A 20,578-nucleotide genomic window follows, 5' to 3' on the forward strand; every position below is an offset into this window, starting at 1 on the left:
CAAGGCAGCAACGGTGGCCAAGGCAGCAACGGTGGCCAAGGCAGCAACGGTGGCCAAGGCAGCAACGGTGGCCAAGGCAGCAACGGTGGCCAAGGCAGCAACGGTGGCCAAGGCAGCAACGGTGGTCAAGGCAGCAACGGCGGTCATGGCAACAGCGGCGGTCATGGCAACAGCGGCGGCCAGGGCAACAGCGGCGGCCAGGGCAACAGCGGCGGCCAGGGCAACAGCGGTGGCCAAGGCAGCAGCGGCGGCCCGGGCAGCAGCGGTGGTCACGGCAACAGCGGCGGCCATGGCAGCGGCAGCGGTGGTGGCCATGGTGGCGGCCACGGCGGTGGAAATGGTGGTGGCGGTAACGGCGGTGGTGGCGGTGGTGGCAGCGGCGGTTCGCACTAAACCCGCCTGCATTCCGCGGCCAGGGAGCGCTTGCGCTTAGCTCTCCCCAGCGCCAACGAAAATGCCCCCGGCAAGGACAACACATCGTCCGAACCGGGGGCATTTTTTTCAGCCGAACCAACCCAACCAACCAGCACCCTCAAACCAGAACCAACCTCCCCTCAGCGCACAACCTCAAACACCCGCTCCTGCGCCACGAGAAAAACCTTTTCTCCCGTCACCCACCCATCTTCCCGTGCTCCACCCGTAAAACTGCCAAAAGCCGGCAGCACCCCACCATGCACACCGAAGCGAAAACACGGCACGCGCACCGAATCGCTCCGCGTCGACACGCGATACACCGGATGCACATGCCCCGCGAGCGTATAGGCGTCATCGACCCGCTGCGGGTAATGGCACAACGCCCACGGTCCGATACGCCAGGGTTCCTGCACCAGCTCCACACCGAGCGATTCCGGCAGCGCGCCCGCATGCCGGTCGTGATTCCCCTCGACCAGCACGATCCGCAGCAACGCATGCCGCGCGCGCCAGGCGTGCAAAGCATCGAGCGTCTCCCGCGCATGCGATTCGCGCGCATGCAGCAAATCCCCGAGGAACACCAGCAAGTCCGGTTCGAACCCGGCAATCAGTCTATCGAGCCGCGCGAGATTGTCGGCGGTCGACCCGACCGGGACCGGAATGCCGCGTGCCCGGAACACGGCGTCCTTGCCGAAGTGCGCATCGGCGACGAACAGACAGCGCAGCGCCGGATCGAACATCGCACGCAGACTCGACAACACCACGGGATGACCCGCTACCTCGACGGGCAAGGAACCGGCCTTCATCAGCGCGCCGCCTTTTCGAGTTCGGCCAGCATCCGTTCGACCCGATCCGCGAGCTTCTCGGTACTGATCTTTTCTCGCAGGCGTCCGACAATCAGCGGAAACGCGAACGGCGTGGGCTTCTTCGGCCGCATGATGACGACGCGGCTCGCGTTCATCCGCTCGAGCGCGATACGAATACGCTGGGCGTCGAGTTCCTGCAGCAGCACTTCGGCATCGGCCTGACCGAGCAGTAGATTACCGCTGTCGTGATTGCGAAAGATCTCGTAGAACAGTCCACTCGACGCCTGCAATTGACGCGCACTCTTCTGCTGTCCAGGATGCCCCTGAAACACCAGGCCCGACACGCGTGCGATCTCGCGAAAACGCCGCATCGAGAGTTCGGAAGAGTTCAGGCTGGCGACGATGTCGTGTTCGAGTTCCTCGGGCGCGAGCAAACCGCCTTCGAGTGCCGCGGCCCAATCGAACGGTTGCGCGGACAACAACTCGAAGCCGTAATCGTTCATGGAGATCGAGAAAGTACCGGGACGCTCGCGCGCGACGCGCCATGCGAGCAACGCGCCCAGACCCACGTGCGCGGTCCGTCCGGCAAACGGGTAACAGAAGAAGTGGTGTCCCTCGCGCGACTTCACGAGTTCCACCACGAGCACCCCGGGCTCAGGCAGCGCCGACCACTTCTGCTGCAATTCGAGTAACGGCCGCACCGCACGCATTTCCGGTTCGTCGTAGATGCCGTCGGCGGCGCGCGCCAGCATCGTCAGCGTGGCATCGGCGAGTTCGGAAGACAGCGGCATCCGGCTGCCGGCCCATTGCGGCATCGCGCCACGCGACGACGTCGCGCGCCGTACCCATGCCGTCATGTCCTGGACGCGAATCAGTTCGAGTGCGCGGCCGCCGAAGGTGAAAATATCCCCGGGTTTAAGGCGTGACACGAACGATTCCTCGATCGCGCCAATCCGCCCGCCCGACAGATACGCGACGTTCAGCGTGCCATTGGCGACGATCGTGCCGATGTTGTTGCGATGCCGGCGGACCAGATCTTCGCGCGGGACGCGGTACAGTCCATCGGTTTCACGCGCGACGCGATGATAGTCCGGGTAAGCCCGCAACGCCGTGCCCCCACCTTCCACGAATCCGAGTGCCCAGTCGAACTCCGCCTGGGTCAATTGCCGGTACGCATAAGTGCCGCGAATTTCGTCATAGAGCTCACGCGGATCGAATCCGCCGCCTATCGCGACCGTTACCAGATGCTGCACCAGCACGTCGAACGGTTTCTCCGGCGTGTCGCGGCCTTCTATCTGCCGCTGCTCGACGGCCTCGCGCGCGGCCGCCGCTTCGACGAGTTCGAGTGCATGCGTGGGCACGATAGTCACGCGCGATGGCCGCCCCGGCGCATGACCCGAGCGTCCCGCACGTTGCATCAGACGCGCCACCCCTTTCGGCGAACCGATCTGGAACACCCGGTCCACCGGCAGAAAATCGACCCCGAGGTCGAGGCTCGACGTACACACGACCACCTTCAGCAGACCGCTCTTGAGACCCTGCTCGACCCACTCGCGCACCTGCTGATCGAGCGAGCCATGATGCAGCGCGATCAGACCGGCCCATTCCGGGCGCGCTTCGAGCAAGGCCTGATACCAGACCTCGCATTGCGAGCGCGTATTGGTGAACACGAGCGACGTTTGCGCCTCGCCGATCGCGTCGGCCACCGCCGCAACCTGGCGCATGCCGACGTGACCGCCCCACGGAAACCGCTCGATAGTCTCGGGGATGATCGTGTCGACGACCAGCGCTTTGGGAAGGGCGCCATGCACGTTAGCGCGCGGCGTATTGACCGGCGCGAGCAATACGTCGGCGGCGAAGGGCAGGTTGCCGAGCGTCGCCGACAATCCCCACACCTGTAACGCAGGATGCCAGTGCGCGAGCCGGGCGAGCGCGAGTTGGGTCTGGGTGCCGCGTTTGTTGCCGAGCAACTCATGCCATTCATCGACGATCACCAGTCTCACATGAGCCAGGACTTCGCGCGCGTCGGGTCGCGTGAGGATCAGTGTCAGACTCTCCGGTGTCGTGACGAGCGCAGAGGGCATCCGGCGATTTTGCCGCGCGCGTTCGGCCGAACCGGTATCGCCGGTGCGCAGTCCTACGCTCCATGGCACCGCGAGTTCGACGGCCGAGCTTTGCAAGGCGCGCGCGGTATCGGCGGCGAGGGCGCGCATCGGCGTGATCCAGAGGACGGTGAGCGGCTCCGGCTGCGTGCGAGGTTTCACCGGTGCCCGGCCGCGAGACTTCGATGGTGGCGCATTCGCGAACGCAGCCAGCGCGCCGAACCAGACAGCCCAGGTTTTACCCGCACCCGTCGTTGCATGGAGCAGACCGCTCGCGCCGCGGCCGATTTCCTTCCACACTTCGCGTTGAAACTCGAACGGTTCCCACTGGCGCGCGTGAAACCAGTCCGTTAGCCGATCGGCAAACGGACGCTGAGCGATGCTCTCGTCGATCGCGAACGGAATGGTTTCGAAGCCCGGCCCGCGAGCGTCGAGGCGGGCCTGTTTCTCGCGGCTGCGCGGAATACGTCGCGGACGCGGTGTGCGGCGTGTCGACACGGGCGAAGCCGCAGTCGTGCCGGTTTCGCTGTTTTCACTATCGTCGGAATCGTCAGGTCGGGCCGGCTCGGTCATTGGAAGTGCCAGGGGCGGGTTATTCAGGTGGACCGCTCGAATGGGGGAGTGGTTCAGCAAGCTTCGCCCGCACTACTCGTGCCTACCTCCACCGGAGCCACTTCACCGTGAAACGGAGGAGGTCCGTTTCGATCGATCCGTTACAATCAGCCGCTCTATCCATCTGGAGACACGCTTTGAAATCCATCGTTGCTTTGATTGCCGCCGCTGCTCTTTCGTCGACGGCGATGGCTGCCGCTCCCGCCACGGAAAAGCTGCCGTCCGGCGTCGTCGTCGAACATCTGACGCAGGGCACGGGTCCCCAACCGGTCGCGACGGATGTCGTGAAGGTGAATTACCGCGGCACGCTCGCCAACGGCACCGAGTTCGACAGTTCGGACAAACACGGCGGCCCGGCCACGTTTCCGCTCAATCGTGTGATTCCGTGCTGGACGCAAGGCGTGCAGAAGATCAAGGTTGGCGGCAAGGCTAAACTCACTTGCCCGGCGGCAACCGCTTATGGCGATCGCGGTGTCGGCACCATTCCGCCGAATAGCGATCTGACATTCGAAGTCGAACTGGTTGCGATCGTCAAATAAGGCCTGTTAGCCAGTAGCGCGCACGAAAAGAAGCCCCGCTCGATTCTCTCGAGCGGGGCTTTTTCTCGACTGTTTATTCTTCGGCTGGCGTAAAAAGCATGGCGATATAGACGATGGTCGACACCACGGTCAGTCCCACACCGACGAATACTTTGGTTCGGTTGAACTCCAGTCCGCCGTCTATTGCTATGCAGATTCCGACTACCGAAGCGAGTGTGCCGACCGTTGCAAGCAACACATGAAGCTTGCTATTGATCATCTTGCGGCGTTCCGGCGTGATGTTTTCTCTGAGGCGATCGAGTTTCATGACACTATCCTTTGCAAGGTGGTGCGTTGCCCCGAGGGTCGCAATGACGATGCGGCCTCTTTGCCGCGACGCCATTACGAATGGCTTCCGTCGGAACGAAGGATAGACGAGCATTGGACCGCCGCAAGTAATAACAGTTAATACCTGCTGTCCGTTTGTCGCAGATCTAAAGCAGAAGGACGCCGGTTACCCAGGCGTCTCATGAAGAGAGAGAAGAACCCAGGCCGCGCTATTGCATTGCCGCCTGGTGCTGCGCGGCTTGCGCCTGGGCCGCCTGTTCCTGCGCATGCTTTTTTGCCATATGCCGTCCCACCAGACATCCGCCTACTGCTCCGACAACCGCATGATGTCCGGCATAGTGACCGGCGACCCCACCGACTACCGCGCCTTTCATGCATCCTGCCGCGTGTGCGGTACCGAGTGCCGCCCCGCTGAATGCCAGCGCGGCCAGAACGGATTGGATAAAACCAGCTTTCATTTGAGAGTCCCGTTGGAGTGAGTCCACCGGATGTGGGCGCCATTCCGGGTTATTTCAATAGCGAGAAAGAACACGAGAAGTGAGAGAGCCGGGAGCGAATCGCGAGAAGACTGAATCAGTACTCCCCTGAAAGCAACGCAACACGATGTTTAATACAAGAAGTAACAGACGGAATGTGCTTTTCTTCTGCTATTCATGGCATAGTTCGAGCGATTACCACACTAGGAGGAACACCATGCCCACTTTAGAGCAAATTCAGGCAAAGCTTAAGAAGCTCCAGGCGCAAGCCGATGTTCTCCTGGCAAAAAAAGCGCAGGCTGCGGTGGACCAGATTCGCGACTTGATGATCAAGCATGGATTGACCACCGAAGATATCGAGGCCAAAGCAAAAGCGCGACGCGCGGCAAAAGGCCTGGGTGTCAAAGTCGCCGGTCATAGCGCTAAATCGAGTGGCACGGTCAAGTACCGCGACCACAAAACCGGCGCCACCTGGACCGGCCACGGCCGTGCGCCGGGCTGGATTGCCAGCGTAAAAGACCGTACTCAATTCCTGGTGGATGGTGCGAGTGAATTGAAGTCCGCAGCCAGGGCCGTGGTGACCAAGGCCAAAACCGCAACCGGCACCAAGCGTGGTACCGGCCAGCCCAAAGGCGCACAACCGCCCAAGTACCGCGACCCGAAAAGCGGCGCGACCTGGAGCGGCCGTGGTCCGGCGCCGGCATGGCTCGCTTCGGCCAAAGACCGCACGCGTTTCCTGATTGATAGCGCTGCGGCTGCTGCGACGGATGTCAAATCCGCGGCAAAGTCCGCGGCCAAGGCCGGCAAGGCAAAAGCGTCGGCCACGAGCGGTGCAGTCAGCAAGAAAGCCGCGGCTAAAAAAGTCGTGGCGAAAAAGGCAGTCGCGTCGAAGAAAGCAGCAGTCAAGAAAGTAGCGGCTAAGAAAGTCGCGGCCGTCAAGAAAGTGGTTGCGCAGAAAAGCACAACGAAGCCCGCCGCCAAAAAAGCCCCGGCGAAGAAGGCGCCGGGTCGTAAGGCGGCTGCCAAAACAGCCAGCACGCCGGTAGCCGCACCCGCGCCGCAAGCTGCCGCCGCCGCGCCCGCAGAAGCGTAAGCCCACGCGGAGTGTCGAAGTCGATGACGAGTTACAGCGAGTCACGCCAGCAGGAAGATCATGTCGTCCTGCTGGACGATGTTCCTCATCCGGCGGCGGACGCCGCCGAACCTTTTATCGTGACGAGCGATCGTCGGGTCATTCTGGCTTATCCGATTGCAGAAGCGGATTTCGATCGCTTCGGCCCGTTCGATCCCGACGACGATCCATTCTGCGCGGTGCTCTTTCCCGACACCGTATTTCATCGTCTGGGGCCGCCGGGCGAGTCCGATCTCGACATCCATCCGCTCGCGGAGTCGGGTTTGAGCGCTTATTCGGTCCATGAGGTCGTGAATTCTTCTCTGGCAGCGGAGATCTCGGCACTCGCTCACGTCGCGGCAACGGTCGCGCAACGCCATTTCGTCATCACATTCGATGGCGCTACATTCGAATGCGTCGCCTCCGATTACACGGTCGTCGGCGTTTATGGCGCGGGTGAAATCGCCATTCGGGAAGCCTTCTCGCTAGTCCGATAGCTGCGCTTTCTATACGAGCAGTCGTGCCACAGACGACCGGCAGCAATGCGCGGTCCGCAACAGGCACGCGCATTGCGTTCTGCACCCGGCTGATTCATGGTTATCCATGCAGGGCGCGCGAGCGCGTCCTCGCGATTCGCATCGAGGCCGCGCATGCTGACTATTTCAATTACCGCCATCGTTACGCTCGTTATCGTTCTGCTGATCGCCAATCTTTCGACGGGCGAGAAGAAGATCGAACATAAGATCGACCGGCTGTATGCCAGTGACGATCCGCAATTCCTGCGCTCCATGGGATTGCTGCTCGGACCGCCGGTCATCTCCGGCAATCGCTTCGAAATGCTGCTCAATGGCGACCGCATCTTTCCGTCGATGCTCGAAGGCATTCGCTCCGCGCGTAAAACCATTACGTTCGAAACCTTCATCTACTGGTCCGGCGAAATCGGCGAGCAGATTGCCAGTGCATTGGCCGATAAAGCACGCGAAGGTATTGCGGTGCATGTTCTGCTCGACTGGGTCGGCTCGTCGAAAATGGACAAGCACTATTTGAATATGCTGCGCGACGCCGGTGCGGAAGTCATTCAATATCACAAGCCGCATTGGACCGGACTGGGTCGAATGAACGACCGTACCCACCGCAAACTGCTCGTCATCGACGGGCATATTGGCTTTACGGGCGGTGTAGGCATTGCACCTGAATGGACCGGTCACGCCCAGAATGAAAAGCATTGGCGCGACACGCATTTTCGCGTGTCGGGGCCGGTGGTTGGGCATATGCAGGCCGTGTTCATGGACAACTGGGTGAAGGCCACCGGCAACGTGCTGCACGGTCCCGACTATTTTCCGCATATCGAGCCGGACGGCGACGGTCTCGCTCATATGTTCAGCAGTTCGCCTTCCGGCGGCAGCGACGACATGCAGTTGATGTACCTGATGGCCATTACCGCGGCCACGCATACCATCCACCTGGCCAGCGCTTATTTCGTGCCGGACAAGCTGACTATCAATGCCATTGTCGAAGCTGCCAAACGCGGTGTAAAAGTACAGATCATCACCCCGGGAAAACGTATCGACACCCACACCGTGCGGGAAGCATCGCGCGCCTGTTGGGGCGATTTGCTGAAAGCGGGCGTGGAGATATTCGAGTATCAGCCCACCATGTTCCATTGCAAATTGCTGGTGGTGGATGAGTACCTGGTCTCGGTCGGGTCGACCAATTTCGACAGCCGTTCCTTCAAGCTGAACGACGAGGCCAATCTGAACATCTACGATCGCGACTTCGCGAAGCAGCAAACGGCGACCTTCGCCGACGACCTGCGCCGCTCCGAGCAGATCACGCTCGACATTTGGGAGCATCGTCCGTTCACGGAAAAGCTGCTCGAAAAATTCGTTCCGCTACTCGACACCCAACTGTAACGTCTGCACAGCGGCAGCGCTGACTAACCCCCGTATGCGCCTGAAACGAGGGCGGTACGAATCCTGCTAGCAGAGCCGTATGTGCTGCTTCAGTCGGTGGAGGTCATCCCGGAATCTCCTGCTGGCGGTGCACCTGTCGGGAAGGGTTCGGACGCATGCCAAAAACCATCGAAGTCGACGTTGCGATTATCGGCGCGGGCACGGCGGGGCTCGGCGCGCTCCGGCAGGTGAAGGCCGCGGGGAAATCCTTCGTGCTGATAGAACGTGGCGAACTGGGGACCATGTGTGCGCGCGTCGGCTGCATTCCTTCCAAAGCGGTGCTGCACGCCAGCGAATTGATCCATACGGCGGCGGCTCTCGACGACGCGATGCCCGCAGCGCGGAGAGCCGAACTGGCGAGCCGGCTCTGGCAACAGGCACGCGAAGTCCGTGATCGCTCGGCCGACGCCATGGCGAAAGAAACCCTCGAACTGGCCGCCGAAGGATTCATTCCCGGGGACGCTCGCCTTGTCAGCGCAAATGAAATTCAGGTAGGCGCCCAGCTGGTTCGCGCGCGAGCGATTGTCATCGCAACGGGCTCGACACCGGTCTTGCCGGATGAGTACAAAACGTTGGGCGACGGAGTCCTGACGACCGATTCGCTGTTCGATCTGAATACGCTGCCGTCGAGCATCGGCCTCGTTGGCCTCGGTGCTATTGGCCTCGAAATGGGCGTGGCGCTGAGTCGCCTCGGCGTCCGTGTAACGGGCGCGGACAAAAGCAGCATAGTGGGTGGCATCCGCGATCCGCTGATTGCGTCGACAGCGCGTCGAAGTCTCGGCCGTGAATTGACGATCTGGCTGGACGCGCCGGTCCACGTCAAACGTCATGGCAACGGCAAATTCGAACTGCTGTCAGGCGAGAACGAAGAACGACGGGCCGAAGTCGAAAGTGTCCTCGTTGCACTGGGGCGCCGCTCGACGCTTGCGGAACTGCACTTGCACAATGCCGGTATCGATGTCGATGAAAACGGCAAAGTCGAGTTCGATGCGCAGACGATGCGGATCGGCGATTCGAACTTCTATCTTGCTGGCGACGTCGACAACGAGCGGCCGCTAAAGCATGAAGCGGCCGACGAAGGCAGCATCGCCGGATGGAACGCCGCGCGGCATCACACCAACGATCGGTGGAAACGTCGTGTGCCGCTTTCTATCGCGTTCACGAATCCGGATATCGGCGCGATTGGGTGTCCGTTCGACAAACTTCCCGCCGGTACGCTCGTCGCGGAAAGCAAAGCCGACAGCAATGCGCGTTCGAGTATTGCGCAGCAGCCTGACAACGTAGTGCGACTTTATGCGGAGCCCGAGACGGGCAAACTGCTGGGCGCTGCGGTTTTTTCCGGTAGCGGCGAGCATCTCGCGCATCTGCTCGCATTGGCCATACAGCGTGGGGAAACGGCCGAATCGCTGCTGCAGATGCCGTTCTATCACCCGACGGTAGAAGAGCTTCTTCAGACCGCGCTGCGCGATGCGGTATCGAAAACCGGCGGATCGAAGCAGGGGTTGGAGCTCGAGCTTTTCAGACCGGATTGATTTTCGAAAACAACGGCGAGTCAGGTGATTGGAGGCCTGCACATAATGTGCAGGCCTCGTCGCTTCATCCACATAGAATCGGATTGTCGCGACCGATCTCTTCGGTATGGCGGCGGTCGTGCAAGCGGCAAACCAGACCGACGCTAATCTGACGGCGCCAGCGCCGGAAATAGTTCGTCGATTGCGAAGGAACACTGCTTGCTGTCGGTTTTGTGTATCGCGCCGTGCCAACGGCCCTTGCGATATCCCCACAAAAACCGTTAGCCGGAGATCAAAATGACCGACCCTCTGTCGATCCAGCCTTTGCGTTTCGAACCGTCCTTTGAGCAGATTCCCGATGATGAAGCCGAGACGACCCGCGAACTGGTCGAGACGCTGCACAGCATTATCGAAACGACCTACAAGGACTATGGCCATGCCGTGCGCAGCGTCCATGCAAAAAGCCATGGCCTGCTGCAAGGCGAACTGACGGTGCTGGACAACCTGCCGCCTGCTTACGCGCAAGGCGCATTCGCACGCGCAGGCAAACTCCCCGTCGTGCTTCGCTTCTCGACTAACCCTGGCGATATTCTCGATGACAGCGTGTCCACGCCGCGCGGCCTCGCGGTCAAGATTATCGGCGTGGAAGGCGAGCGTTTGCCCGGCAGCGAAGGCGCGGTCACGCAAGACTTCGTCATGCAGAATGCGCCTGCGTTCGGCGCTGCAACGCCGAAGAAATTCCTCAGTACCTTGAAGATGCTCGCAAAAACAACCGACAAGGCGCACGGCATGAAGAAAGCCCTGTCCGCGGTGTTGCGCGGCGCCGAGTCCGCCGTCGAAGCTCTGGGCGGCGAGAGCGCGACGTTGAAGAGCCTCGGAGGTCACCCCGAAACGCACATTCTCGGCGAGAGCTTTTACACGTCGGTACCGTTTCTTTACGGCCCGTACTATGCAAAGCTGAGCATTGCCCCGGTCTCGCCGAATCTGACCGCGCTGACCGATGCGCCGCTCAACGTGAATGGAAAACCGAACGGTCTGCGCGAAGCGGTGAACGAATTCTTCGCGACGGAATCCGCGCAATGGGAAGTGCGGATTCAACTCGCAACCGATCTGGAAAAGATGCCGATCGAAGATGCGTCGGTGAAATGGCCGGAAGACGAAAGCCCGTACGTGACGGTCGCGCGCATCGACGTCGCGCCGCAACCTGCGTGGACGGAAGCGCGTGCCGGCGTGGTGGACGACCAGTTGGCATTCAGTCCGTGGCACGGGTTGAGCGCGCATCGGCCGCTAGGCGGCGTGATGCGTTCGCGTAAACCGGCGTACGAAATGTCGGCGGGTTTCCGCGGTCAGCACAACGGTTGCCCGATGCATGAACCGCGCGGCTTCGAAAAGCTGCCGGATTGACGCGCAACGTTTTCGACGCAGCTCGCCGTAACGGCGAGCCGCTAGCCAATCAGCGGCTCGTGCGTCGATTCTCCACCGCGAATTTGATCAGCTCGGCCTGGCCTTCGATGTCGAGCTTGCGTTTCAGGTTCAGCCGGTGCGTCTCCACGGTTCGTACCGACAGGCCGTTGCGCTGTGCGATCTGCTTGCTCGACAGGCCTTCGGCGAGCGCGTCGAGAATGTCGCGTTCGCGCGGCGTGAGCCGGTCCACCGGCGATTGCGTCGCCGACGCCTGAATCAGACGCGCGCCCAGGCCCGCGCTGAAAAACGTCTTGCCCGCGAGCACCGCGTCGATGGCCTGAATGATTTCTGTCGCGGGCGAGTCCTTCAGCACATAACCACTGGCGCCGGCACGTACCGCCTGGGTCACGTACTCGAGGTTGTCGTGCATCGATAGCATCAACACGCGAATGGCAGGAAAGCGCTCGTGAAAAAGCCCCGCAAGCGCGATGCCGTTCATTCCGCTCATGCCCACGTCCATCAACGCCAGATGCGGTTCCTCGCGTGCCGCTAGCGTCAGCGCTTCCTGCGCATTGCCCGCTTCGCCGACGATGTCGAGATGACGCACGGCTTCGAGCCGCGCCCGCAGTCCGTCGCGGACTAAGGGATGGTCGTCGACGAGAATCAGGCGGGCGATGGCAGGCTGCGTGCCGTCCAAAGGCAGCGTGGCCAGCGAAGCTTCGTTCATGATTCGATTCCCTGCATGACAGTCGTTGAAGTCTGCTGCGCGCCCGTCGATATACCCGACGGCGTGCTCAGCGGCACGCGCGCCGTGACGAGCGTGTGACCCGTTTGCGAGCTGAGCGACAACTTGCCGCCGAGTGCTTCCACGCGTTCGCTCATGTTGCGCAGACCCACGCCCGAACGTCGACCGACAAAAGCGTGCGTGACGTCGAAGCCGCGCCCGTTATCCGCGATGCTCAGGCTAACCGAGTCGCTCGACACCTCGAGCGCCAGCGACGCGTTCGACGCCTGGGCGTGACGCACGATGTTGGTGAGCGCTTCCTGAGCGATGCGGAACAGCACGGTATTGACCGCTTCGGGCAACACGGCGGCGTGCGTATGCAGTATTTGCGTGAAGCCGATGTCGATGCCCGATTCGTCGCCGAGTTCGCGGGCCAGTTGTTCCAGCGCGGCCGCGACGCCGAGGTCGTCGAGCATGGAAGGGCGCAACGCGTGCGAAATACGGCGCACTTCGCGCAAGGTGTCGGACAGACGCGTGAGGCTGGTCGTCAGCGCCGCTTCCGCCGCCGGCTCGCGCACGGCGCTGCGTTCGAAACGCGCAAGTGCTGATTCGAGCAGCAGTTTCGCGGACACCATCATCTGACTGATGCCGTCGTGCAATTCACGCGAGAGACGAGCACGTTCGCGCTCCTGCGACTCGACCACTTCCTGCGCGAGCCGTTTGAGCTTGGCGTCGGCGCTGCGGTATTCGGTCACGTTGAGCACCAGCGCGCACAGTGCGATCACGGCCAAACCGGCTACGGCGATGGTGTCGATCCACTTCATCGTGCGCGCGATATTGGCCGCCGCGTCCGCGTCGATCTGCGCGAGGGTGCTGTCCACGTCGTCGAGGTAGATGCCGGTGCCGATCATCCAGCCCCAGCGCTGCAGCGGCACCACGTAGCCGAGTTTGGACGCGAGCTTGCCGGTGGACGGCCGATGCCACATATATCTGACATAGCCGCCGCCGTGCGCAGCGGCGGCGAGCAGTTGCTGGATGGTCGGCGCACCTTGCGGATCGCGCAACGACCACAGGTCGCGGCCCACCAGATCCGGTTCCCGCGGATGCATCAGCGAACGGCCGTGCAGGTCGTAGACGAAGAAATAGCCGTCGCGGCCGAAGTCCATCTTTTCCAGCGTGTCGAGCGCGCGCAGACGCAGTAAGGCGTCGTCGCGCGCGTCGTCGCCGCCCGCTTCGTAGAGCGGCGCGATGGCGGTGGTGGCGAGTTCGACGTAATGCCGCAGTTCGATTTCCTTGCTCGCCATGTACGCGGCCTGGGTGGCCGCATGCTGCCGCTCGGCGAGCGCAGTGGCTTCGCCGCGCACGCCCGTTTCGATACTGGCGATTGCAGCGAGGAAGGGCACGATTGCCAGCAGGACGATCTTCGCTTTGAGTTTCATCGTTAAAACACGGCCGGCTGGCGATGTAAGTACTCGGGCAGGCTACGTAAAACTACGTAGCCCACGTACGTAATTGCGCGCTTGTAAGGTGGCTGACGAAGGCGAATACTACATCCCCGCGCGCGGTGCGTGTCGCGGCGCGCATCAAGCCAGCGACGGGCTGCCGGTTCATAGCCGGCAGCCGGTTGTCCGCCGCACCGGGCCACGAGCCACGGTGCGCGGTGTCGATAATAGACTTAGGAGAAGTTCGTGGAGACCTCCCCATCCGCCGGCCGTTCATGGCTCTGGCTCATTCTGTTGCTTCCTTATATCGCGCTGTTGTGGTTGCCGTTCTATAACGACACGCGGCCTTCGTTTGCCGGTTTTCCGTTCTTCTACTGGTATCAGTTCCTGTGGGTGCCGTTGACCTCGCTGCTGATTTACGTCGTGTATCGAGGTGTTAAATGAACGATCTGACTCCCGTGAACCCGGTCGCCATGACCGTGTTCATCGCGTTTTTCGTGCTCGTCACGGTGATCGGTTTCTTCGCCGCACGCTGGAAGCGCGGCGACATGACGCAATTGCACGAGTGGGGTCTGGGCGGCCGTCAGTTCGGCACGGTGATCTCGTGGTTCCTCGTGGGCGGCGACTTCTATACGGCTTATACGGTCATCGCCGTGCCGGCGCTGGTGTATTCGGTGGGCGCGTATGGCTTCTTCGCGCTGCCTTACACGATCATCGTTTATCCGTTCGTGTTCGCCGTGATGCCGAAGCTGTGGAAAATCGCGCATGCGAAAAACCACATCACGGCAGCGGACTACGTGCAGGGCGAATACGGCGGAAAGTGGTTTCCGGCGGCCATCGCGCTGACCGGTATCGTCGCGACCATGCCGTATATCGCGTTGCAACTGGTGGGCATGCAGGTCGTGATCAAGGGGCTCGGCGTGACCGGCGAAATGCCGCTCATCGTGGCCTTCGTGATTCTCGCCCTGTACACCTACGCGAGCGGCCTGCGGGCGCCGGCCATGATTGCCTTCGTGAAGGACATCATGATCTATATCGTCGTGATCGCGGCGGTGTGGCTGATTCCGTCGAAGCTCGGCGGCTATGCGCATGTGTTCGACGCAGCCGACACGTATTTCAAGGCGAAGGGCGGCGCGACCGGCATCATCCTGAAGCCGACGCAGTTCACCGCGTATGCGTCGCTCGCATTGGGTTCGGCGCTGGCGGCCTTCATGTATCCGCATACCATGACGGCGGTGCTGTCGTCCTCGTCGGCGAACACGGTGCGCAAGAACGCGATTTTCCTGCCGGCTTATACGTTGCTGCTCGGTTTGATCGCGCTGCTCGGCTATATGGCGATCGCGGCCGGCGTGCACGTGAAGTCGGCTTCGGACATGGTGCCGGCGCTGTTCAACACGCTGTTCCCGTCGTGGTTCGTCGGCTTTGCAGCGGCGGCTATTGCGATCAGCGCGCTGGTGCCGGCGGCGATCATGTCGATCGGCGCGGCCAATCTGTTCACCCGTAATTTGTGGCGCCCGCTGGTCTCGCCGTCGATCACGCCCGAAGGCGAAGCGTCCACGGCGAAGATGGTGTCGCTGGTGGTGAAGTTCGGCGCGTTGCTGTTCATCGTGTTCCTGCCGACTCAATACGCGATCGATCTGCAACTGCTCGGCGGCGTGTGGATTCTGCAGATTTTCCCGGCCATCGTGTTTTCGCTGTACACGCGGCGCTTCAATACGCCGGGACTGTTCGTCGGCTGGCTGGTGGGCATCGTGCTCGGCACCGGCCTCGCGATTTCGCAGGGTCTCAAGCCGGTCTACGCGCTGCACCTCGGCGATGCAGTTTATCCGCTGTATATCGGGCTCATCGCGCTGGCGGCGAATATCGTCGTGAGTCTGGCGATCTCGATCGTGACGCCGCGCCGTGCGGCGGTCGCGGTTTGATCTGGTCTGATCTGATCTGATCTGGTCTGGTCTGATCTGATCGTCGTGGTCTCCGTATAACGGGTTGAGTTCGTTTGAACAGGCGCCGCCGGGTCGATGGCGGCGCCGTCCCGGCAGGTCACCGTTTTTCTTCAAGTCTTTCCCCTGCGGCGCGCTCCGGTTTTCTCCATCGAGCGCGCCCATCCATTCCTGAGCAACCCCGCACATCGCCCCTCGAATCGGAACGCCGCGGCTCTTCGGAGCGCCACCGTGTAAACTGCTGACTTTTTTGCTTCTGGCGGTATGGTGCATCCCCCTCAGCGCACAGCGATCAGCGGCCCGGCGCTGGTCCGTCTTCTCGCCCGGCTGACGCAAGCCGACGTGCCCGAATCCCGGCAATCCCTGGCCGACCGGCTCAGCCAGTGGCTCGGCTGGACCGACGCCATTGCGCTGTCCACCGCGCTAAGCGGGCCGCCGCCCGCGGTCGCCGGTGTCGCACGAGCTTTCGGCAGTGCGGAAGAGCGCGAATGTGCCCGCGTGCGCGCCGGGCTTGCACAGACGCTCGCCGGCGATAGCGCGTTTGCCGTCGCACGCCGGCGCGGCGCAACGTTGCATGGCGCGGCCGTGGAGGCGCCCGTCGATTACGCGGTTTTCCGGCAACGCTACACGGCGATGCAGCAGACCATGGAAACCGGCATTGGCAGCTTGCGTGGACGGCTGCGCGCGATGCTGGCGACGCAAACGCCGGCTCTGGCCCGGCTGGCCGTGCTGGACGCGGTGATGGAGCGCGCGTTGGGCGAGCGCGAAAGGAGCGTGCTGGCCACGGTGCCCGGCTTGCTGGCCGGGCATTTTCAACGGTTGCGGGCGCAGGCCGAAGCGAAGGCGGCTTCGGCTGGGGAGGGCGCTACCGATGCCGCCGCGGTTGCCGCCGCGGTTGCCGCCGGCCCCGCCGCCGTCTCGGCAAATGAAGCGGCCGCCGCTGCCACCAAGACCTCGCCCGATGCCGCCGCCCACACTGCCTGGCTGAGCGTGTTCCGCCAGGACATGCAAAGCGTGGTGCTCGCCGAACTGGATGTTCGTTTTCAACCGGTCGAAGGGCTGATCGCCGCCCTTCGGACCTGCTAACTGGCGCACTATGTCCCGATTTCGTATTGAATTTGTGGTGTTTTTTGCCGGGCTGGCCGCGATCTGCTGGATCGCCGCCGGGTATCTCGGCTCGAATCCGCTGGCGCTCGCCGTCACCTTGCTGATCGGCGCGTGTTACGTGGCCGGTGCGCTCGAATTGCGACGCTACAGCGAAGCGACGGCCACCCTGGCCCGCGCCGTCGACGGTCTGGCCGAATCGCAACCCGCGCCCAAGCTGGCCGTGTGGCTGGACGCGCTGCATCCGAGTCTGCGCAACGCGGTGCGGTTGCGCGTCGAGGGCGAGCGCGTGGCGTTGCCGGGACCGGCGCTCGCGCCGTATCTGGTCGGTCTGCTGGTGTTGCTGGGCATGCTCGGGACGCTGCTCGGCATGGTCGCGACCTTGCGCGGCACCGGCCTCGCGCTGGAGAGCGCAACCGACCTGCAGGCGATCCGCGCGTCGCTTGCCGCGCCGGTCAAGGGCCTGGGTTTCGCCTTCGGCACCTCGATTGCCGGCGTGGCCGGTTCGGCCATGCTCGGCTTGCTGGCCGCGCTGTGCCGGCGCGAACGGCTGCTGGCCGGGCAAAGGCTCGACGTGCGCATCGCCACGACTTTGCGGATTTACTCGCAGGCGCATCAGCGTGACGCGACCTTCCAGCTTCTGGAGAAGCAAACCGCCTTGATGCCGACGCTGGTCGACCGCCTGCAGGCGATGATGGCCGCGATCGAACAGCAGCATCACGCGCTGGGCGAACGTCAGCTGGCCAGTCAGGCGGACTTTCATGGCAAGGCCGAGGCGGTGTACACCCGGTTGGCGGCGTCGGTGGAGCGCTCGCTCAAGGAGAGCGTCGCCGATAGCGCCCGCGCGGCCAGCGAGGCGTTGCAGCCGGTCATGCAGGCGACGCTTGCGGGGTTGGAACGGGAGTCGGCCCACTTGCGGGAGACCGTCACGCAGTCGGTGCAGCGTCAGCTGGATGGTTTGTCGACCGGGTTCGAAAGCAGCGCGGCGAGCGTCGCGCAGATCTGGCAACAGGCGTTGGCGGGGCAGCATCGCGCAAACGAAGAACAGACGCTGCATCTGCGTTCAGCGCTGGAAGGATTCACGGAACACTTCGAGCAACGTTCCACGTCTTTGGTGGACGGCATCGCGTCGCGGCTCGACACGACCGCGAACGGCGTAGCGCAGGTGTGGAACGACGCGCTCGCACGTCAGCAGAGCGCCGGCGAGCAGTTGGCCGCGCGCAACGAGCAGGCGTTGCTGGCCGCGGCCGGCAGCTTCGGGCAGCATGCCGCGACCTTGCTCGGCACGGTGAGCGCTTCGCAGGCGACGTTGCTCGACGCACTGGGGGCATCGCAGACGGCGGTGCTCGGCAATATGAGCCGGTCGCAGACAGAACTGGTCGACACGTTGCGGCTGTCGCAAACGGAGGTGCTCGGCACGGTTAGCCGGTCGCAGACGGAACTCGTCGACACGCTGCGTGTGTCGCAGACCGACCTGGTCGGCACGCTCAGGGAGACGCAGGCCGCCTTGCTCGGTGCCGTGAAGGAATCGCAGGCGGAGGTGCTGGAAAAAGCGGGCGCATCGCAGGCCGAGGTGTTGAGCACGGTCGGCGCATCGCAGGCGGAATTGCTCGGCACGCTAAGCCGGTCGCAGACGGTATTGCTCGGCACGGTGGCGCAGTCGCAAGCGGATTTGCAGACGGCACTCGCCGCCCGCGACGACGAGCGTCTGACCGTATGGCGCGACACGCTCGCTTCGCTCGGCACCAGCCTGAGCGAGCAGTGGAGCCAGGCGGGCGAGCGCAGCGCGAGCCTGCAACAGGAAGTGGCTGCGACGCTCGCGCAAACCGCGCGCGACATCGCCGCGCAGACTCAGGCGCATGCCAGCAAGACCCTCGCCGACATCGACCGGCTCGTGCAGGCGGCCGCCGCCGCGCCGCAAGCCGCCGCCGATCTTCAAGCCGATCTGGCCTCGCGCGATCAACAACGGCTGACGGCCTGGACCGAGTCGCTCGCCGCGATGGCCGCGACGCTCAGCGCCGAATGGCAACAGTCCAGCGCGCAGGCCGCGAGTCGTCAGCAGGAAATCTGCGACGTGCTGGAGCGCACCGCGAGCGAAATCTCGGCGCAAACGCAGGCGCACGCGAGCGACACGCTGGCCGAAATCGGCCGCCTCGTGCAGGCCGCCTCGGAGGCGCCGAAAGCCGCGGCCGAAGTGGTCGCCGAATTGCGTCAGAAGCTCTCCGACAGCATGGTCCGCGACACCGCGATGTTGCAGGAACGCAGCCGTCTGCTGGAGACGCTCGAAACGCTGCTCGACGCCGTCAACCACGCATCCACGGAACAACGCGGCGCCGTCGACGCGCTGGTCGCCACATCGGCGGATCTATTGCAGCGGGTGGGTTCGCAATTCGCGGATCAGGTCGAGCGCGAGAGCAGCAAGCTCGGTGCGGCAGCGGTGCAGGTCAGCGGCGGCGCGATCGAAGTGGCAAGCCTCGGCGACGCGTTCGGCGCGGCGGTGCACCGTTTCGGCGAGTCGAACGACAAGCTGGTGGGCCATCTGGAACGCATCGAAGGTGCGCTCGACAAGTCGCTCGCGCGCAGCGACGAACAGCTCGCTTACTACGTCGCGCAGGCGCGTGAGGTGATCGATCTCAGCATGCTGTCGCAGAAGCAGATCGTCGAAGAACTGCAGCAGCTGGCCGGGCGGCCGGCGTCGGCGGGGGCCGAGCCGGCATGAGCGAGGACATCGATGGCGGCGTCGAGCCGTCGGCACCCATCTGGCCGGTTTTCGGCGACCTGATGTCGGCACTGCTGGGCGCTTTCGTGCTGATACTCGTCAGCGTGATCGGCTTGCAACTCGAACTGTCGAGCCGGCTCGATCAGGAGGTCAAGCAGCGGCAGCAGGAAACGCAACGCCGCAAGACGCTCGAGCAGGCGCTCGCCGGTCCGCTGGCCGCTGGGCGCGTGACGCTCGTCAACGGGCGCATCGGCATTAGCGGCAACGTACTGTTCGCGCTGAATTCGGATCGCTTGCAGCCCGAGGGGCGCGATCTTCTGAAGAGTCTGGCGGGACCTTTATCCGCCTATCTGCGCGCGAACGATCAGATCCTGATGGTGAGCGGTTTTACCGACGACCAGCAGTTGCGCGAAGGCAATCGACGCTTTGCGGACAACTGGGAACTGTCGGCGCAGCGCGCGTTGACGGTGACGCGCGCGCTGATCGACGCCGGTGTGCCGGGTAACTCGATTTTCGCGGCGGCATTCGGCTCGCAGCAGCCGGTGAGCCCGAATGCCGACGACGCCGGGCGAGCCAAAAACCGCCGCGTGGAAATCGCGCCGATTCCGCGTCCTGCTGCGACCTCGGGGAAGCCGCGTGAATAGCGGCAGCGACGCGCGAGAGGGCGTGGAGGCGTCGGCGCGCGGCAGGCTCGACGCGTGGCGCGCGTGCGGGGCGGACCGGCTGGACCCCGTGCGGTTTCATTTCATGGACGCGCTGGAACGGCGCGCTGCCGGTCATACCGGCGCGCTGCGTGGGTTGCTCGACGAGCGGTTGAGCACGCTGCTCGACGAGTATGCAGAGGTCGTAGCAGGCAACGCGATTGCCGCGGAGTCGCCCGCATCGCCCGACGAAAAAGGTCCCGGCCCGCTTGGAGGCCTGACCCGCTACATCGCGAATAACCGGCCTGCTTCGACGTCGTCTTCCGCTTATCCCGAACTGGCCGCGCTCGATTATTTCCGCGAAGTCTGGTCGCGCGTGCGCGCCGAACAGCAATTCCAGCAAGCGCTCGAACAGGTGCCGGGCAATGCCGGGCCGCTCAATTCGAGCAGTCTCGTGCATCGCTCGTTGTCGCTGATGCGCGAGCTGTCGCCTGGCTATCTCAAGCACTTTCTTGCCTACACCGACGCGTTGTCGTGGATGGAGCAGATCAACGGCGCGGCTGCGCCGGTCAAAGACACACCGCGCGCCGCAAGCAGCGTAAAAAACGCGGTGAAGAGTCCGGCGAAAAGCGCGCGTGGAAAATCGCGCTGAGTCTGGCTTCGAGTCGGCTTCGAGATTGCCGCCAGATCCGGCAATAATTTCGCCGCTAACTTCGCCGTCAGGCTGCTGGATTGCCGGCTGAATCGCCCGTTTCAA

Annotated in this window: 19 protein-coding genes; 13 read left to right on the forward strand and 6 right to left on the reverse strand. The window is 63.2% G+C overall.

Annotation, left to right across the window (positions count from 1 at the left end; all coding sequences use genetic code 11):
• Positions 1–433 (forward strand): hypothetical protein (locus tag FQ746_RS34820; protein ID WP_186310753.1); only part of this gene is annotated, 433 nt, incomplete at its 5' end.
• A gap of 121 nt (positions 434–554) precedes the next feature.
• Here the strand turns inward: FQ746_RS34820 and pdeM are convergent.
• Both pdeM and FQ746_RS15970 read right to left on the reverse strand, forming a co-directional pair.
• Positions 555–1,217, reverse strand: a complete 663-nt coding sequence (gene pdeM, locus FQ746_RS15965; protein ID WP_144110336.1) for a ligase-associated DNA damage response endonuclease PdeM — start codon at positions 1,215–1,217, stop codon at positions 555–557.
• The gene (locus FQ746_RS15970) at positions 1,217–3,892 is read right to left on the reverse strand and encodes a ligase-associated DNA damage response DEXH box helicase (RefSeq protein ID WP_186310754.1); all 2,676 of its coding nucleotides are present in this window, start codon (positions 3,890–3,892) and stop codon (positions 1,217–1,219) included. Before FQ746_RS15970 ends, pdeM begins: the two co-directional genes overlap by 1 nt.
• 227 nt (positions 3,893–4,119) lie before the next feature.
• Here FQ746_RS15970 and FQ746_RS15975 point away from each other — a divergent pair, with 227 nt between their 5' ends.
• Entirely contained in the window at positions 4,120–4,470 is a 351-nt protein-coding gene (locus FQ746_RS15975; RefSeq protein WP_186310757.1) for an FKBP-type peptidyl-prolyl cis-trans isomerase, read from the forward strand.
• A gap of 73 nt (positions 4,471–4,543) precedes the next feature.
• On the opposite strand, the gene FQ746_RS15980 is transcribed toward FQ746_RS15975, so the two are convergent.
• Together FQ746_RS15980 and FQ746_RS15985 are read right to left on the reverse strand one after the other, a co-directional pair.
• Entirely contained in the window at positions 4,544–4,777 is a 234-nt protein-coding gene (locus FQ746_RS15980; RefSeq protein WP_144110338.1) for a hypothetical protein, read from the reverse strand.
• A 229-nt stretch (positions 4,778–5,006) separates the two neighbouring features.
• Positions 5,007–5,255 (reverse strand): hypothetical protein, encoded by a 249-nt coding sequence (locus FQ746_RS15985; protein WP_144110339.1) that lies wholly within the window; start codon positions 5,253–5,255, stop codon positions 5,007–5,009.
• 235 nt (positions 5,256–5,490) lie between these two features.
• Between FQ746_RS15985 and FQ746_RS15990 the strand changes: the two genes are divergently transcribed.
• From FQ746_RS15990 to FQ746_RS16010, 5 genes are all read left to right on the forward strand, one after another.
• Positions 5,491–6,366, forward strand: coding sequence for an H-NS family nucleoid-associated regulatory protein (locus tag FQ746_RS15990; RefSeq protein WP_144110427.1), 876 nt, complete (start codon positions 5,491–5,493; stop codon positions 6,364–6,366).
• 23 nt (positions 6,367–6,389) lie between these two features.
• Complete coding sequence (locus FQ746_RS15995) at positions 6,390–6,881, forward strand: hypothetical protein (protein ID WP_144110340.1); 492 nt, start codon at positions 6,390–6,392, stop codon at positions 6,879–6,881.
• 153 nt (positions 6,882–7,034) lie between these two features.
• Positions 7,035–8,297, forward strand: a complete 1,263-nt coding sequence (cls, locus tag FQ746_RS16000) for a cardiolipin synthase (RefSeq protein ID WP_144110341.1) — start codon at positions 7,035–7,037, stop codon at positions 8,295–8,297.
• 155 nt (positions 8,298–8,452) lie between these two features.
• Positions 8,453–9,868 (forward strand): dihydrolipoyl dehydrogenase, encoded by a 1,416-nt coding sequence (locus tag FQ746_RS16005; protein ID WP_144110342.1) that lies wholly within the window; start codon positions 8,453–8,455, stop codon positions 9,866–9,868.
• 276 nt (positions 9,869–10,144) lie between these two features.
• A complete protein-coding gene (locus tag FQ746_RS16010; protein WP_144110343.1) occupies positions 10,145–11,251 on the forward strand; it encodes a catalase family protein in 1,107 nt (368 codons plus the stop codon).
• A gap of 49 nt (positions 11,252–11,300) precedes the next feature.
• Here FQ746_RS16010 and FQ746_RS16015 read toward each other — a convergent pair whose 3' ends face one another.
• Complete coding sequence (locus FQ746_RS16015) at positions 11,301–11,978, reverse strand: response regulator (protein ID WP_144110344.1); 678 nt, start codon at positions 11,976–11,978, stop codon at positions 11,301–11,303.
• Positions 11,975–13,414: a cache domain-containing protein gene (locus tag FQ746_RS16020; RefSeq protein WP_144110345.1), complete on the reverse strand. Its 1,440-nt coding sequence runs from the start codon at positions 13,412–13,414 to the stop codon at positions 11,975–11,977. The genes FQ746_RS16015 and FQ746_RS16020 overlap by 4 nt, the downstream gene beginning before the upstream one ends.
• A 249-nt stretch (positions 13,415–13,663) precedes the next feature.
• On the opposite strand from FQ746_RS16020, the gene FQ746_RS16025 reads away from it, so the two are divergent.
• The 6 genes from FQ746_RS16025 to FQ746_RS16050 all read left to right on the forward strand — a co-directional run bounded on the left by FQ746_RS16025 (position 13,664) and on the right by FQ746_RS16050 (position 20,473).
• Positions 13,664–13,861, forward strand: a complete 198-nt coding sequence (locus FQ746_RS16025) for a DUF3311 domain-containing protein (RefSeq protein ID WP_006049469.1) — start codon at positions 13,664–13,666, stop codon at positions 13,859–13,861.
• On the forward strand, positions 13,858–15,339 hold the full coding sequence (gene mctP, locus FQ746_RS16030) for a monocarboxylate uptake permease MctP (protein ID WP_144110346.1): 1,482 nt from the start codon (positions 13,858–13,860) through the stop codon (positions 15,337–15,339). Before FQ746_RS16025 ends, mctP begins: the two co-directional genes overlap by 4 nt.
• Positions 15,340–15,621: 282 nt before the next feature.
• Positions 15,622–16,443 carry a DUF3348 domain-containing protein gene (locus FQ746_RS16035; RefSeq protein WP_144110347.1) on the forward strand — a complete coding sequence of 274 codons (822 nt, stop codon included), beginning with the start codon at positions 15,622–15,624 and terminating at the stop codon, positions 16,441–16,443.
• Between the two features lie 10 nt (positions 16,444–16,453).
• Positions 16,454–19,180, forward strand: coding sequence for a DUF802 domain-containing protein (locus FQ746_RS16040; RefSeq protein ID WP_144110348.1), 2,727 nt, complete (start codon positions 16,454–16,456; stop codon positions 19,178–19,180).
• The gene (locus FQ746_RS16045) at positions 19,177–19,824 is read left to right on the forward strand and encodes an OmpA family protein (RefSeq protein ID WP_144110349.1); all 648 of its coding nucleotides are present in this window, start codon (positions 19,177–19,179) and stop codon (positions 19,822–19,824) included. Before FQ746_RS16040 ends, FQ746_RS16045 begins: the two co-directional genes overlap by 4 nt.
• Positions 19,817–20,473 (forward strand): DUF2894 domain-containing protein, encoded by a 657-nt coding sequence (locus FQ746_RS16050; RefSeq protein WP_260854079.1) that lies wholly within the window; start codon positions 19,817–19,819, stop codon positions 20,471–20,473. Before FQ746_RS16045 ends, FQ746_RS16050 begins: the two co-directional genes overlap by 8 nt.
• Positions 20,474–20,578 lie beyond the last annotated feature (105 nt).

It is taken from the genome of Paraburkholderia sp. BCC1886, from assembly GCF_900996245.1.
Classification (GTDB): domain Bacteria; phylum Pseudomonadota; class Gammaproteobacteria; order Burkholderiales; family Burkholderiaceae; genus Paraburkholderia.

Bases quoted from the DNA above. Each gene is read 5' to 3' on its own strand.
- pdeM (WP_144110336.1), bottom strand. From the start codon at position 1,217: ATGAAGGCCGGTTCCTTGCCCGTCGAGGTAGCGGGTCATCCCGTGGTG.
- FQ746_RS15970 (WP_186310754.1), bottom strand. From the start codon at position 3,892: ATGACCGAGCCGGCCCGACCTGACGATTCCGACGATAGTGAAAACAGC.
- FQ746_RS15975 (WP_186310757.1), top strand. From the start codon at position 4,120: ATGGCTGCCGCTCCCGCCACGGAAAAGCTGCCGTCCGGCGTCGTCGTC.
- FQ746_RS15980 (WP_144110338.1), bottom strand. From the start codon at position 4,777: ATGAAACTCGATCGCCTCAGAGAAAACATCACGCCGGAACGCCGCAAG.
- FQ746_RS15985 (WP_144110339.1), bottom strand. From the start codon at position 5,255: ATGAAAGCTGGTTTTATCCAATCCGTTCTGGCCGCGCTGGCATTCAGC.
- FQ746_RS15990 (WP_144110427.1), top strand. From the start codon at position 5,491: ATGCCCACTTTAGAGCAAATTCAGGCAAAGCTTAAGAAGCTCCAGGCG.
- FQ746_RS15995 (WP_144110340.1), top strand. From the start codon at position 6,390: ATGACGAGTTACAGCGAGTCACGCCAGCAGGAAGATCATGTCGTCCTG.
- cls (WP_144110341.1), top strand. From the start codon at position 7,035: ATGCTGACTATTTCAATTACCGCCATCGTTACGCTCGTTATCGTTCTG.
- FQ746_RS16005 (WP_144110342.1), top strand. From the start codon at position 8,453: ATGCCAAAAACCATCGAAGTCGACGTTGCGATTATCGGCGCGGGCACG.
- FQ746_RS16010 (WP_144110343.1), top strand. From the start codon at position 10,145: ATGACCGACCCTCTGTCGATCCAGCCTTTGCGTTTCGAACCGTCCTTT.
- FQ746_RS16015 (WP_144110344.1), bottom strand. From the start codon at position 11,978: ATGAACGAAGCTTCGCTGGCCACGCTGCCTTTGGACGGCACGCAGCCT.
- FQ746_RS16020 (WP_144110345.1), bottom strand. From the start codon at position 13,414: ATGAAACTCAAAGCGAAGATCGTCCTGCTGGCAATCGTGCCCTTCCTC.
- mctP (WP_144110346.1), top strand. From the start codon at position 13,858: ATGAACGATCTGACTCCCGTGAACCCGGTCGCCATGACCGTGTTCATC.
- FQ746_RS16035 (WP_144110347.1), top strand. From the start codon at position 15,622: ATGGTGCATCCCCCTCAGCGCACAGCGATCAGCGGCCCGGCGCTGGTC.
- FQ746_RS16040 (WP_144110348.1), top strand. From the start codon at position 16,454: ATGTCCCGATTTCGTATTGAATTTGTGGTGTTTTTTGCCGGGCTGGCC.
- FQ746_RS16045 (WP_144110349.1), top strand. From the start codon at position 19,177: ATGAGCGAGGACATCGATGGCGGCGTCGAGCCGTCGGCACCCATCTGG.